Annotated in this window: 12 protein-coding genes; 8 read left to right on the forward strand and 4 right to left on the reverse strand. The window is 71.4% G+C overall.

Annotation, left to right across the window (positions count from 1 at the left end; genetic code table 11):
* Positions 1-792 precede the first annotated feature (792 nt).
* Positions 793-2,112 (forward strand): hypothetical protein, encoded by a 1,320-nt coding sequence (locus tag AB0H64_RS20750; protein ID WP_357626688.1) that lies wholly within the window; start codon positions 793-795, stop codon positions 2,110-2,112.
* A gap of 105 nt (positions 2,113-2,217) precedes the next feature.
* On the opposite strand, the gene AB0H64_RS20755 is transcribed toward AB0H64_RS20750, so the two are convergent.
* On the reverse strand, positions 2,218-3,159 hold the full coding sequence (locus AB0H64_RS20755; protein ID WP_357626690.1) for an MBL fold metallo-hydrolase: 942 nt from the start codon (positions 3,157-3,159) through the stop codon (positions 2,218-2,220).
* Positions 3,160-3,289: 130 nt separating this feature from the next.
* Here AB0H64_RS20755 and AB0H64_RS20760 point away from each other — a divergent pair, with 130 nt between their 5' ends.
* Positions 3,290-4,522, forward strand: a complete 1,233-nt coding sequence (locus tag AB0H64_RS20760) for a single-stranded DNA-binding protein (protein ID WP_357627069.1) — start codon at positions 3,290-3,292, stop codon at positions 4,520-4,522.
* A gap of 469 nt (positions 4,523-4,991) precedes the next feature.
* On the opposite strand, the gene AB0H64_RS20765 is transcribed toward AB0H64_RS20760, so the two are convergent.
* Positions 4,992-6,200 carry a barstar family protein gene (locus AB0H64_RS20765; RefSeq protein ID WP_357626693.1) on the reverse strand — a complete coding sequence of 403 codons (1,209 nt, stop codon included), beginning with the start codon at positions 6,198-6,200 and terminating at the stop codon, positions 4,992-4,994.
* Between the two features lie 181 nt (positions 6,201-6,381).
* Positions 6,382-7,836 (reverse strand): DUF1015 domain-containing protein, encoded by a 1,455-nt coding sequence (locus tag AB0H64_RS20770; protein ID WP_357626696.1) that lies wholly within the window; start codon positions 7,834-7,836, stop codon positions 6,382-6,384.
* A gap of 109 nt (positions 7,837-7,945) precedes the next feature.
* On the opposite strand from AB0H64_RS20770, the gene AB0H64_RS20775 reads away from it, so the two are divergent.
* Together AB0H64_RS20775 and AB0H64_RS20780 are read left to right on the forward strand one after the other, a co-directional pair.
* Positions 7,946-8,368 (forward strand): tetratricopeptide repeat protein, encoded by a 423-nt coding sequence (locus tag AB0H64_RS20775; RefSeq protein ID WP_357626699.1) that lies wholly within the window; start codon positions 7,946-7,948, stop codon positions 8,366-8,368.
* A 334-nt stretch (positions 8,369-8,702) separates the two neighbouring features.
* Entirely contained in the window at positions 8,703-9,674 is a 972-nt protein-coding gene (locus AB0H64_RS20780) for an HAD-IIA family hydrolase (RefSeq protein WP_357626702.1), read from the forward strand.
* 33 nt (positions 9,675-9,707) lie between these two features.
* Here the strand turns inward: AB0H64_RS20780 and AB0H64_RS20785 are convergent, their stop codons facing one another.
* Entirely contained in the window at positions 9,708-10,055 is a 348-nt protein-coding gene (locus AB0H64_RS20785; protein WP_357626704.1) for an SCP2 sterol-binding domain-containing protein, read from the reverse strand.
* Positions 10,056-10,200: 145 nt separating this feature from the next.
* Between AB0H64_RS20785 and AB0H64_RS20790 the strand changes: the two genes are divergently transcribed.
* The 4 genes from AB0H64_RS20790 (at position 10,201) to recN (ending at position 13,846) form a co-directional block, all read left to right on the forward strand.
* The gene (locus AB0H64_RS20790; protein WP_310708894.1) at positions 10,201-10,359 is read left to right on the forward strand and encodes a hypothetical protein; all 159 of its coding nucleotides are present in this window, start codon (positions 10,201-10,203) and stop codon (positions 10,357-10,359) included.
* Positions 10,356-11,168: a TlyA family RNA methyltransferase gene (locus AB0H64_RS20795; protein ID WP_357626707.1), complete on the forward strand. Its 813-nt coding sequence runs from the start codon at positions 10,356-10,358 to the stop codon at positions 11,166-11,168. Before AB0H64_RS20790 ends, AB0H64_RS20795 begins: the two co-directional genes overlap by 4 nt.
* On the forward strand, positions 11,165-12,064 hold the full coding sequence (locus AB0H64_RS20800; protein WP_357626710.1) for an NAD kinase: 900 nt from the start codon (positions 11,165-11,167) through the stop codon (positions 12,062-12,064). Before AB0H64_RS20795 ends, AB0H64_RS20800 begins: the two co-directional genes overlap by 4 nt.
* Positions 12,065-12,136: 72 nt before the next feature.
* Entirely contained in the window at positions 12,137-13,846 is a 1,710-nt protein-coding gene (gene recN / locus AB0H64_RS20805) for a DNA repair protein RecN (RefSeq protein WP_357626713.1), read from the forward strand.
* The last annotated feature ends 73 nt before the right edge of the window (positions 13,847-13,919 follow it).

Raw genomic sequence — 13,919 nt, forward strand, 5'->3', positions numbered from 1 at the left:
GAAGGTGGCTTCGACCGGGGTCCCCGTCGCGAGGGTGGCTTCGGTGACCGGGGTCCGCGTCGTGACGATGAGCGTCGTCCGTTCCGCGACCGCGACGATCGCGGTCCGCGCCGTGAGGGCGGGTTCGGTGATCGCGGTCCGCGTCGCGAGGGTGGGCAGGGCGACAGCCGTCCCCCGTTCCGTGACCGCGATGACCGTGGGCCGCGCCGTGAAGGTGGCTTCGACCGGGGTCCCCGTCGCGAGGGTGGCTTCGGTGACCGGGGTCCGCGTCGTGACGATGAGCGTCGTCCGTTCCGCGACCGCGATGACCGCGGTCCGCGCCGTGAGGGCGGGTTCGGTGATCGCGGTCCGCGCCGCGAGGGTGGGCAGGGCGACAGCCGTCCCCCGTTCCGCGACCGTGACGATCGTGGTCCCCGTCGTGAGGGTGGTTTCCGCGATGACCGTGGTCCGCGTCGCGAGGGTGGCTTCGACCGGGGTCCCCGTCGCGAGGGTGGCTTCGGTGACCGGGGACCGCGTCGTGACGACGAGCGTCGCCCGTTCCGCGACCGCGATGACCGCGGTCCGCGCCGTGAGGGCGGGTTCCGCGACGACCGCGGCCCGCGCCGCGAAGGCGGCTACCGCGACGGTGGCTCCCGTGACGGTGGCTCCCGTCCCTTCTCCCGCGACCGCGACGACCGCCAGTCAAGCGGCACCCGCGCCAGGTACGGCAGGCCGGACCGGGACGACGCCCCGCCGCGCGAGCGGCTCCCCGAGGTCGCCCCTGACATCACCGCCGAGGAGCTCGACAAGGAGGTGCGCGAGGAGCTGCGTTCCCTGCCCGGCGACCTCGCCGAGCTCGTGGGCCGGCACCTCGTCGCCGCCGAGCGTGCCCTGGAGGAGGACGATCCCGACCGGGCGCACGAGCACACCACGGTGGCTCGCCGGTTCGCCGCCCGTATCGGCGTCGTCCGGGAGGCGGCGGGCATCGTCGCTTACCACGCGGGGCACTACTCCGAGGCGCTGAGCGACCTGCGCGCGGCCAGGAGGATGACGGGCTCCGACGCGTACCTGCCGGTGATGGCCGACTGCGAGCGTGGTCTCGGTCGTCCCGAGCGTGCCCTGGACCTCGTTCGCTCTCCGGAGGCCGAGCGCCTCGACCGGCCCGAGCGCATCGAGCTGGCCATGGTCGAATCCGGCGCTCGCCGTGACCTCGGTCAGAACGACGCCGCGGTCATCACGCTCCAGCGGCTGCCGGAGTTGCGCGACCCGGAGCCGAAGCCGTGGTCGGCACGGCTCGCGTTCGCGTACGCCGACGCGCTGCTCGACGCCGGCCACCAGGACGCGGCGACCGACTGGTTCGCCAGGGCGATGGCCTTCGACGGCGACGGGGAGACCGACGCCGCCGAGCGTTACGCCACGCTGACCGGTGCCGTCATCGACGACCTCGAAGAGGACTACGAGGACGACGACGACCTCGACGTACCCCTGGACGATGACGCCGCCTTCGGCGCCACGTCGTCGCAGGAGGCTGAGCAGTCCGAGCAGCCTCAGCACTCGGACCAGTCTGGGCCCTCGGAAGCGGACGCCGAGAACGACCTCGGCGGGGACGGCTCGGACGAGGACGACCTCGATGAAGACGACTCCGACGAGGCCGACCTCGTCGAGGATGTCCGTGGCGAGGGCGGTGGATCCGGTGAGTCGCCGGCGTCCAGCGAGTCCGCGGTGACCGCCGGCGGCCAGGACATGTCCGCCAAGGACGCGTCCGAGCACGACATGTCCGACGATGAGGGCTCCGAGGCGAGCGTGTCAGGTGGCGATGCCACAGACGACGCTCCCGCCAAGGGTGCCTCGGCTGCGGCGGTCACGGAGACCGGAACCGCCGCCTCCACGGCCGGCGAGCCGAACGACAGCCCGGCGGGCGACCCGGTAGCGGAGAACGTTCAGCAGGCGGGGGACAGCCCGGCTGCCGCCGAGGACGTCAAGTCGGATGCCGGCTCAAAGCGGTCGACCAAGGCTAAGCCCGCGGCCGACTCCGCCCCGGACATCAACCTGGCGTTCATCGAGCCGAACTTCGGCGACATCCTGGACGAGCCCGACGAGCCTTCCGAGGACAGGGCCAAGCGCGACGACTGACGCCGTCGTGGTCGCTCACTGAAGATCTGTGAGACGTACCGCGAGGACCAGCAGACGGTACAGCCGGCACACCCCACGGTGTGCCGGCTGTACCGTTCGCGGGTTTCAGGGCTGTGTTTTCTTCGGGGAGACCCGGTTGAGCCAGTGGAGGATGCCCGCGACGTTGGAGGGCGCCCCGCTCAGCAGCTCCAGTTGCTCGGCTGCCTCGTTCTCCAGGTCCACCGCCGCGTAGCGCTCCTTGGTCTGGTCCCACACCATGGCGACGGCGTGGTCCAGGTCCATGCCTTCCGCGTGTGCCTGGCGGGTCAGATCCACCCAGACGCGCAGTTCTTCCGCGGAACGCTCGAGAGTCTCCTGAACAGCGTCCACCGGCCCGTAATGGCTGAACAGCAGCCGTTGCGGGCCGAGCGCTCTGAACAGGGCGATCGAGTCGAGCGCCGTGTCCAGGTCGAAGTCCGGCGGCGGCGTGGCGGGACGCAGGTCGCCGGTCTCGGGGAGGTAGACGCCGGCCGCGTCGCCGACGTAGAGGTCGCCGGTGCCCGAGTCGACGAGGCCGACGTGGTGCTTGGCGTGGCCGGGCGAGTAGTGGCTGCTGAGAGTGCGTCCGTTGCCGAGGTCGATGGCGCCGGTGTCGCCGAGCGCGACGATGCGCTCGGCCTCGGTCGGCGTGAGCTCGCCGAACAGCGTGTCTAGCTGGTCGCCCCAGACCATCCGGGCGCTGGCCATCAGCCTTGACGGGTCGGCCAGATGCCGGGCGCCCTTCTCGTGTACGACGATCTGCGCGGAGGGGAAGAACTTCGCGATGTCGCCGACCCCTCCGGCGTGGTCCAGATGGATGTGGGTGACGACCACGGTCGACAGGTCGTCGGGACCCACTCCCAGCGCGGCCATGGCGTCGCGCACCACCGGTGCGGAAGTCGACGTCCCGGTCTCCACCAGGCAGGGCCGGTCAGACAGGATCAGGTACCCGGCGGTTATGCCCGAGTATCCAGCCATTTTCGTGTCGATCTCATAGACGTCGCCGCCGAGGGCGGTGATGTTGTCCACAGGAGCTCCCGAGCCAGCGGTCCGCTATCCCCAGAACGACATTCAAGCCGCTCCGGCCTTGCCCACATCGTAGAGAGTGATCCCCACCGGAGCATCGGATGGGAGGACGACAGTGGACCGCAACGAGGTCGTGCTGGTAGGGAGGCTGTCCGCGGCAGCCGAGGTCAAGAGGTTGCCCAGCGGTGACACCTTGACGAGGTGGCGCGTGGCCGTGCGCAGGGACCGCCCGCACCCGAAAGGGGGTGTGATGACGGACAGCATCCCGTGCGTCACCTTCGACGCCGCGACCGCAGCCGTGGTGCGCGACCTGAAACCGGACGATCCGCTGGAGGTGCGAGGCGCGTTCCGCTGCCGCATCTACGGTCCATCGTCCGGCAAGATCTGGCGCTACGAGGTAGAGGTCTTCACCGCGGAGCCGGCCATCACCGAGCCGGCCGTCACTGAGCCGGTCACCGCGGTTCTGGAGCTGCCTCGGGACGGTGAGCGCCGCCGCCCGTCCAGGGGATCGCGCGCATCCACACCTTCACCCGCCACAACGGGTTCCGGTGCACTGAAGAATCAGACCACGGCCCCAGGCACTTCTCCGTCCGGGACCGCCAGTGCCCCAGCCTCCACCGACGCTCTCGCCGCGCAAGGTATGAACGCCTCACAAGGCATGGGCTTGCCCGCGCATCCGCCATCTCCACCGACCGCCAACGCACTGCCGAGCCTGAGCGACTCCACGAGGTCGACGGCCGTCGCACGCGCGCACGACCCGGCAGCCGGGCAACCCCGGCCCGCGACAGGACCCCGAACCACCGGAGGAAGCCCCGCAACGCCAGACCGTGCGGCGGCCACATCGCTTACCCCGATCGCAAAGCCGCCCGCCGCCACGGATCCTTCCGCAGCCACCGAGCGGTCCTTGGCCCACGAGATTCCCGGTGTGGCCAGATCAACCATGGCCGCACGGCATCCCGCCGCGACACAGCACCCAGTGGTGGCATCGCCTCAGTTGACCGCGGAGTCACCCCCGGCCGGGGAACTACCCATGGCCGGACAACCCATGGCCGGAGAAGCTCCAAGGGCCGGAGAACCTTCTAGGGCCGGTGAAGCTTCCCGACGCGCTGTGCGCGGCTCCGCGGAAACACCCATGGTGGCGAACCCTGGCATGCAGGTACCGTCCCCATCGCGTCCGACACGTCCACGTCCGGAGGAGACGACGTCGCCACGTCCGGAGGAGACGACGTCGCCACGTCCGAAGGAAACCGAGACGCCGGAGGACCATGACCTGCCAGGCGCTCCTCCTACGCCAAGCCGTCTCCAGACCATGATCGACACATGCAGGTCCGCCGGGAGAGGCGTGCTTTCGCGAACCCACCGCTGAAAGCGCACCGTCGACCGGCCACCGACGGCTGGGCGTGGTCTGGTCGCCGCGGATATCAGAGGCAGCAGCGTCGTGCGTCGGTCTGACAAGGATCACCGGAAACAGAAATGTCCGGAAACAGGGGCCGTCGCGTGGACGTCGGGCTGCAACGCATCTTGGTCTTGATCTCGCTGCCGCCGTGACGCGCGACTTCCGTCAGGCCAAGCCGGCGGTAGAGGGCGTACGCACGGCAACACGTCCACCAGGCTCGGCCTCTCCTGTCGGGCCTCACTTCGCAGCGCGGTGATGAGACGGCTGCCGATGCTGTGCCCTCAACGGCAGACCCGTCGCCGTCACTGAAGCGTTCTGCCGCACCGCGCTCGACGTTCTTCTGCATGCTCACCGAGTGGCGCAACTTGGTTCCTGACCCGGCGCCGGGCCGCGTCATGGTCCAGCGGCGCTGTAAGACGAGAGGCAGCCGGCGGTTGGGTCAGCGGAGCTCGACATCGACATCGTGCTCGGAAAAGATCTTAAGGAGGTAGTCCAGTTCGACGTTCGGCCCCCAGTTGCGTAGGCGGTGACTCGGCCGGTCATACCCAGGGACGAGATGCCGGAGGGCCACGTCGGAGTGGTGCCAAATCAGCCGGAATGGGGTGGCGGCACCCCATCCGTGGCTGAGGCAGTCGTGGAGGGCGTCGAGGTTCCAGCCGAAGTAGCCGCCAGGACCGTTGATCGCCTCTCCGATGGCGCAGTAGAAGGCATCGACGTCGGTGACGAATCGACCGTCGAGGTGATATGTCGTTCCAGCCGGTTTGTCAGTCAGGCCCTGAGGGCGGTTCCTGATGGCCAGGCCGGACCATTCGTGCTGCAGAAGTCGGTCGTAGCGGGCCCACAGGTTGGGCTCGGCCGGGCCGCCGTCGTACCACATCTGGAAGATCTCACGGGCGCCATTCGGTAGTGGCTCCTCCACCCCGCCGTCCAGGGCGATGTCCAGCAGGCCGTCGCCCGAGCTCGACGGACGGGCGGAGACCACGGCGGCCGACAGCGCCCTGATGCCTCCAGTGATGCGGCCGTCGCGTCGGACGGCCATGAGGGATGCCGTGATCCTGCTTCCCTCGACGGGATTCAGTGGCGGCGCTTCGGGACGGAAGCCGATCAGCGTCACCGGCCGGACAGGCGCGGCGGGGCGCTCGCGGAAGACGCCAGCGACGTCCAGGCACTCGCCTGACTCCGCGTTGTTGAGCGCGGACAGGCGAAACCTCATCGCATTCGGCTTCTCCTCAGGCATCCCCCACTCCGGAAGCAGCCGGACATATCCGCGTAAGTCGAGGTCCACCAATCCTTCGCCCTGCGCGGAAGGGCGTCGGCTGACCAGGCTCACGTCGATGAGTTCCTCTTCGCACGTGCATCCGTGCTCGTACTCCAGGCACCCGGCGGGCCGCTGCTGCGGCCCGTGAACGGGAGTCAGGGCAATACTGGGGAGCCACGCCCGCTCGGTCCCTATATGTTGCAGAGTTTTCAGCAGTGGACCCGCCGGCTCACAGCCGAGCAGAGTGAGCGTTTCGGGCGGGGGGAAGGGCTCGGGGTCCACGAAGAGCCCGTCGATGTCGTGGCACACGCCCAACGTGACATCCACCTCACCGGTGTACTCGTCCAGCAGCAGCCACCGCGCGCCCGATGAAGCAGAAGTCGTCATCATGAACGACCCTAACGGCTGGAGGAGCGATGGACACTCCTGAGGAGTGCCGGCGCTTCGGTGGTGGCGAGGTGTGGCGGAGCAGGCCGGTGGTCGGCCTCAGCCCTGTGAGGACGGTGCCGGGACCAAGCCTCTGTAGATCCCGGCCGGTGAGAAGGCGGGCAGGCCAGATGCGTCCTTGGTCTCAGCCGGTGGCGAAGGTGCGGAGGATCAGGCCGGTTCGGGGCTTGGGGCCGAAGGAGGTGGATTTGCGGGGTACGCGTTCGCCGGCCGCGGCGACCGCGAGGACGTCGGCGACCGCGAGCGGCTTGAGGATCACCGCCGTTCCCCCAGTGTGGGCGGCCTGCTCCGCCGCGGCGCGCGGGTCGTGGTGGACGATCCGTACGGCCTGCTCGTCGTCCTGCATGTCCCAGACCTTGGGCATCAGGAACTCCGTGAGGATGGCGGTGTTCAGGGCGTTCCAGCGGTCCGAGCGGTCGGCGGGCATGGCATGGGCCAGTTGCATGGGGTCGGGGTCGGTCAGCAGGTGGGTCCCGCCTTCACCGGCGAGCAGAAAGGCCGGCCCCGAGGCCGCGTCGAGCGCCGCCAGCCCTTCGGCGAGGCTGGGGAAGTCGTGGACCCGCCACGCGCCCTTCGCCCTGGCCGCCGCCTCCGTGAGGGCGAGGGCCGGGATGACTCGATGGATGGCCTTGAGGTCGGGTGGATAGGCCGAGACGTCGACCAGCAGCGCCAGGCCGAAGTCCCATGGGCCCGACTCCGGCCCGGCGGCGGTTGCTGAGAGGTGGGCGGAGTGGGTCTGGGCGCGGGCAGTGTGTTCCTGCCGCTGGAGGACTCGGTACGTGGCGTACCTGTGGTGGCCGTCCGCGATGAGAGCTTGGCGGGGGCGGAGGTCGGCGTTGACGGCGGCGATCTCGGTCGCGTCGGTGATCGCCCACAGGCGGTGCGTGAGGCCGTCCTCGGTGTGGGCCGCGACCAGGGGCTCCCGGGTGGTGGCCACCTCGTCCACGAGCCGCGTCGCCTGGCCGTCGTCGCCGTCGTACAGAAGGAAGATGGGCTCCAGGTTGGCCTGGGTGGTGCTCATGAGCGCGAGCCGGTCCGCCACCGGTCCGGGGAAGACGTGCTCGTGGGGCAGGATGACGCCCTGCGTCGGATCGGCGATGCCCACGTCGCCGATGAGGCCGCGCTGAAGGACCCCGGGGCCGCGCTGCTCGTACACGTACAGGGCCGGGAGGGCGTCCGTCGTGAGGATGCCCGCCTCCAGCCACGCGCGCAGGGTGTCACGGGCCTCCGCGTAGCGGGTCACGTCGATGTCGGGTGCCGGAGCGGGCAGGCCGTCGCCGGCGCCGCTCCGGTCGGTGGGGCCGCCGGCACCGGCGCTCGCGGAACTGCCCAAGTCGTCCCTGTCAGCCATGGGGGCGGCGTCGGTGTCCGGGGCCGGCGTGGTGGGGCGGGGAAGGATGAGGCGGACCACGTTGTTGGGATGGGAGTCCAGCAACGCCCGGACGTCGTCGTCCGAGATCAGGTCATAGGGCGGGGAGGTGACCTTGGCGGGGTCGTCCACGGCGAAGCGGACACCGCGGAAGGGGTGCAGCTCGAGGCCGTCGGGCACCGGCAGTTCAGGACTCCCCATATCGGGCATGCTCCCTTAAAGGTCCGAATCTTCCAGAAGCCGCCCCAGCACCCCGTCGCGCCCGACTCCGTGGCGAGCCGAGCGGAGCCGTCATCTGCCGATGAAGGAGGCCTCACGCATGGTCCAAGGTAGAAACGTCCACGATGATTCCCCCGGCACCCCCGAAGGTGACGTTTACGACTGGTACCAGCGTGGGGTGAAGCTGCTCAAGGAGGGCAGTCCGGCCGCGGCGGCCGCGCTGCTGGAGCGGGCGGCCCTCGCCGAGCCCGACTCGCGCAGCATCCTGGAGGCACTGGCGCGGGCGCAGTTCAATTCGCGGCAGTACGCGGAGGCGGCGGAGAGCTTCCGGCAGATCGTGGACGCCAACCCGGCTGAGGATTACGCCCATTTCGGTCTCGGGCTGTCGCTGTGGCGCACCGGGGACGTGGAGGGCGCTCAGGAGCCGCTGGCCATCGCGGTGGCGATGCGTCCTGACGAGCGGCACTACGTGTCGGCGTTGAAGAGCGTGCGGGCGACGTTGCGCGCACGGCGGGAGATGTGACAGGCGGTCCGAGCGGGCCCTGCGGATCCGGGTGGGTGGTCGGAGGCGTGCGGACGGGCGGCGCTACAGTCTCCGTGGTGACGTCTCCCTGCGAGGTGGCACCGGGCGAGGTGGCACGGGCCGGACGTGGCGAGGTGTGTCCCGGCGTGGCGAGGCGACGGCGCAGGCCTCGACGTCCGTCGAGCGCATCGCACCACGAGAAGGGCCGTGCGTGGTGACGGCCTCGGCGCATGACCCGAGATGACGCCGCCGGTCTCCGAAGCGGAGCGTCACAGGGCGCGGCCCCGGACCGTGGCGGGGAGCGGATCAAGGACCAAGAAGCGAAAGGCGACCCGTGCTGATCGACGGTTACGACACCCTGCTGCTCGACCTCGACGGTGTGGTCTATCTGGGCAGGCACGCAGTCCCCGGCGCCCCCGAGGCGCTGGAGGAGGCGCGGGGGCTGGGCGTGCGGCTGGCGTACGTGACCAACAACGCCTCCCGCACCCCCGCCGCCATCGCCGCGCACCTGCGCGAGCTGGGCGTGTCCGCCGCCGCCGGTGACGTGGTGACCTCGGCGCAGGCCGCCGCCCGGCTGGTCTCCGAGCGGGTGCCGGCCGGCTCGAACGTGCTGGTCGTCGGCGGTTCCGGGCTCCGGCTGGCCGTGCGGGACCGGGGGCTCAGGCCGGTGACCACCGCGATGGACGCGCCCGTCGCGGTGGTGCAGGGGATCGCGCCCGGCCTGTCGTACGGGCTGCTGTCCGAGGGGGCGCTGGCCGTGCGGCATGGCGCGCTGTTCGTGGCGTCCAACGGCGACAGCACCATGCCGACCGGCCGGGGCGAGTTGCCCGGCAACGGGGCGATGGTGCGGGTGATCGCCGCCGCCACCGGAGTGGAGCCCGTGTACGCGGGCAAGCCGGACCCGCCGCTGCACCGCGAGTCGATGATCCGCACCGGGGCCCGGCGGCCCCTGGTCGTGGGCGACCGGCTCGACACCGACATCGAGGGCGCCACCAACGCCGGTGTCGACGGCCTGCTCGTGCTGACCGGCGTGGCGACCCCGCTGGACCTGCTCACGGCCGGCCCGAGGCACCGGCCCACGTACGTCGCCGAGGGGCTGGACGCGCTGTCGCAGCCTTATCCGGAGGTGCGGGAGGGCGTCTGCGGAGGCTGGCGGGCCCGCTGGGAGGACGGCGCGCTGCGGCTGGAGGGCGACGGCAGCCGGATCGACGGCCTGCGGGCCGCCTGTGACGCCGTCTGGGCGGCCGTGGGAGAGGGACGTGCCGAGGAGGACGCGGTCAAGCAGGCGCTGGACCGCGTGGGCTGAGACCTCGCGAGGCCGCTCGGGAAGCGGCAGGAGTCAGAGCAGGCGGCGCAGGCGCAGCAGGTCGCCGAAGCTGGCGTCGACCTTCACCCGCCCGCCCAGCAGCGCCCGCGCCATGTCCAGCTCTCCGTCCACCAGTGCCACCAGGTCGTCGCTGCCGATCGTCAGCCGCACGTCCGCCGGCCTGCCGTCCGTCGGCGGCTCCTCCGTGAACGGGTCGAGCCCGTCGTGGTGCAGCCGGCCGTAGAACATCACACCGAGATCGGAGACGCGGCAGCTGACCGTGCGTTCCACCACGTGCCGCGCGCGGTCCTCCGCGTCGATCTCGTCGAACTGCGCGACGAGCTTGGCCAGTGCCGCCCGGCACTCCTCGACGCTTGCCATGGTGTCCACCCTTTCGCTCATCTTTACGGACGCCTGACCTTCACCGACGTAGCGTTCCACATCGGTGGCGTGGCGTATGCCCCGTCAACGTGTGACACACCCGCCAAGGTGCCTGCGCGCTCGCGAGAGGCGTTACCTTCGTGTCATGAGTGCGCTGCCGGAGGAGACCGGAGACGAACGGGTCGACGCGGTCGTGACGGGGCTCGGCCGCCTGGCCGGCCTGCCGGTGAGCGAGCACGTGGCGGTGTTCGACGAGGCGTTCGCCGGGCTGGAGGCCACGCTCGCGGCCGTGGACGACCAGTGAGCCGCAGGATACGCCTGGACAGCGAGATGGTGCGCCGCGGCCTGGCCAGGTCGCGGGAGCAGGCCGTCCAGCTCATCGAGGCGGGCCGCGTCACGGTCTCCGGGCAACGGGCGGGCAAACCGGCCACGCAGGTCGACACCGCCTCGCCGATCGTCGTCGCCGAGTCGGCCGACGGGCCCGACTACGTCTCGCGCGGCGCGCACAAGCTGCTCGGCGCGCTGAAGGCGTTCGGCGCCCTGACCGTCGAGGGGCGGCGCTGCCTCGACGCGGGCGCGTCCACCGGCGGCTTCACCGACGTGCTGCTGCGCCACGGCGCCGCCCGTGTGCTGGCCGTCGACGTCGGCTACGGCCAGCTCGCCTGGTCGTTGCGCACCGACGAGCGGGTCACGGTGATGGAGCGCGTCAACGTGCGCGACCTCACGCCCGACATGGTCGGCGAGCCGCCGACGCTGGTGGTGGGCGACCTGTCGTTCATCTCGCTGCGGCTGGTGCTCCCGGCGCTGGCCGAGGTGGCCGCCCCGGCGGCCGACCTGGTGATGCTGGTCAAGCCGCAGTTCGAGGTGGGCAAGGAGCTGGTCGGGGCGGGCGGCGTGGTGCGCGACCCGGAGCTGCGGGCGCGCGCCGTGCGCGACGTGGCGGCCCGCGCGCTGGAGCTCGGTCTGTCGGTACGCGGGGTGACGGCCAGTCCGTTGCCGGGTCCCTCGGGCAACGTGGAGTACCTCCTCTGGATGGGCAAGGGGGAGGGCGAGCCTCCGGTGGAGGACCTGGAGGCCGCGATCGAGCGCGCCGTCGAGGAAGGGCCGCGATGAACCGTACCGTGCTGGTCACCGTGCACACGGGGCGCGAGGCCGCCGTCGACAGCGCCCGCCTCGTCATCAAGCGCCTGGTCGGCGCCGGGCTGACGGTCCGGGTGCTCGACACGGAGGCCGACGAGATCCGCTGCTCCGGGGCGGAGGTGGTGCCCGGCGAGCCGGGCGCCGCCAAGGACGCCGAGGTCATGATCGTGCTGGGTGGCGACGGCTCGCTGCTGCGCTCGGCCGAGCTGGCCCGGCCCACCGGCACGCCGCTGCTGGGCGTCAACCTCGGCCACGTCGGGTTCCTGGCGGAGGCGGAGGTGGCCGACCTCGCCGCGGCGGTCGACAGCGTCGTGGCGGGCCGCTACGACGTCGAGGAGCGCATGACCATCGACGTCCTCGCCCGCCAGAACGGCCAGACCATCGCCGACACGTGGGCCCTGAACGAGGTGTCCGTCGAGAAGCGCGACCGCATGCTGGAGGTCGTGGCCGAGATCGACGGCCGGCCCCTGTCGCGCTGGGGCTGCGACGGCGTCATCTGCGCCACCCCCACCGGCTCGACCGCCTACGCCTTCTCCGCGGGCGGTCCCGTGGTGTGGCCGGAGGTGGAGGCCCTGCTCATGGTGCCGATCAGCGCCCACGCGCTGTTCGCCCGGCCACTCGTGGTCTCGCCCCGCTCCACGCTCGCGGTCGAGACCCTGCCCGACACGCCGGGCGGCGTGCTGTGGTGCGACGGGCGGCGCCGGTTCGACCTGCCCTCCGGTACCCGCGTGGAGGTACGCAGGGGCGCCCGGCCGGTGCGCCTGGCGCGGCTGCACGGCGTCGAGAGCAGCGGCGCGCCCTTCACCGACAGGCTGGTCGCCAAGTTCGAACTACCCGTCCAGGGCTGGCGCGGAAGGGTGCGTCCCTGAGTGAATGGACTGTGAGGCGCGTAGGATCACATACGCACAGGTGTTCGGAGTCAGGAGCGACGGGAGTGGGCAGTGCGACCTAGGGTCGAGGAGGTCCGCATCCAGGGACTCGGCGTCATCGATGAGGCCGTGCTCGAGCTTTCGCCGGGCTTCAACGTGGTCACCGGCGAGACCGGGGCCGGCAAGACGATGGTCGTCACCGGGCTCGGCCTGCTGTTCGGCGGCCGGGCCGACCCGTCGCGCATCCGGCCGGGCGCCGACCGGGCCAGCGTCGAGGGCACGCTCGTCATCGAGGCGGCCGGCCGGGTCGGCCAGCAGGTGGAGGACATCGGCGGCACCGTCGACGACGGCGAGCTCATCATCTCCCGCACCGTCTCGGCCGAGGGCCGCTCGCGCGCCTGGCTGGGCGGGCGCGGCGTGCCCGTCGGCACCCTGACGTATCTGGCCGACGACCTCGTCGCCGTGCACGGCCAGATGGACCAGCAGCGCCTCCTGCAGCCCGCCCGCCAGCGCGCCGCGCTTGACCGCTATGCCGGAAACGACCTGGTCAAGCCGCTGCGGGCCTACACCCAGGCGTACAAACGGCACAAGCAGGTCGCGGCGCTGCTCGACGAGCTGACCACCCGCGCCCGCGAGCGGGCGCAGGAGGCCGACCTGCTGAGGTTCGGCCTGGAGGAGATCGAGAAGGTCGATCCCAAGCCCGGTGAGGACGCGGAGCTGCGCGGTGAGGAGGAGCGGCTCTCGCACGCCGACGCGCTGCGCGGCGCGGCCACCAGCGCCCACACGGCGCTGCTGGGCGACCCGATGGAGGCCGTCGACGGCGCGCACGACGTGATCTCCCTGCTCGGCGAGGCGCGCGCCGCCATCGAGGCCGTCCGCGACTTCGACACCGAGCTGGCCGAGATGGCCGACCGGCTGGCCGAGGCCGGCTACCTCGTCTCCGACGTGGCCACCGACCTGGCCTCCTACGCCGAGTCGATCGAGGCCGACCCCGCCCGGCTGGCCGTCGTACAGGAGCGCAGGTCGCTGCTGTCGGGCCTGATCCGCAAGTACGGCGTGGACGTCGCCAGCGTCCTGGAGTGGGCGCGGAGCTCGGCCGCCCGGCTCACGGAGCTGGAGGGCGACGACGAGCGCATCGAGGAGCTGACGCGCGAGCACGAGGAGCTCACGGCCCGGCTGACCGAGCTGGCCGCCGAGCTGACGCGCGTGCGGGAGGCGGCGGCCGAGCGCTTCGGGCAGGCCGTCACCGAGGAGCTGACCGCGCTCGCGATGCCGCACGCCCGGGTGGTGGTCCAGCTCACGCGGGCCGCCGATTTCGGGCCGGAGGGCGTCGACGAGGTCGAGCTGCGCATGGCCGCCCATCCCGCCGCGCCGCCGCTGCCGCTGACCAAGGGCGCCTCCGGTGGTGAGCTGAGTCGGGTCATGCTGGCCATCGAGGTGGTGTTCGCGGGCGCCGACCCGGTGCCGACGTTCGTGTTCGACGAGGTCGACGCGGGCGTGGGCGGCAAGGCCGCGGTCGAGATCGGCCGGCGGCTGGCCAGGTTGGCGCGCACCGCGCAGGTGATAGTCGTCACCCATCTGCCGCAGGTGGCGGCCTTCGCCGACCAGCATCTGGTGGTCGAGAAGGCCAGCGACGGCAGCGTGGTGCGCAGCGGCGTCGTCACGCTCGACCACGAGGGACGGGTGCGGGAGCTCTCGCGCATGCTGGCCGGGCTGGAGGACTCCGAGCTGGGCCGGGCGCACGCCGAGGAACTGCTGGGACTGGCCGCCGCGGAGCGATGACTGTCTGTGACAAATTGGACACGCGCCGCGATGATGGGCCGCTGAGCTGTTTCGCTCTGGCAGGATGTTCATG

The organism is Nonomuraea sp. NPDC050733 (assembly GCF_040654215.1).
Classification (GTDB): domain Bacteria; phylum Actinomycetota; class Actinomycetes; order Streptosporangiales; family Streptosporangiaceae; genus Nonomuraea.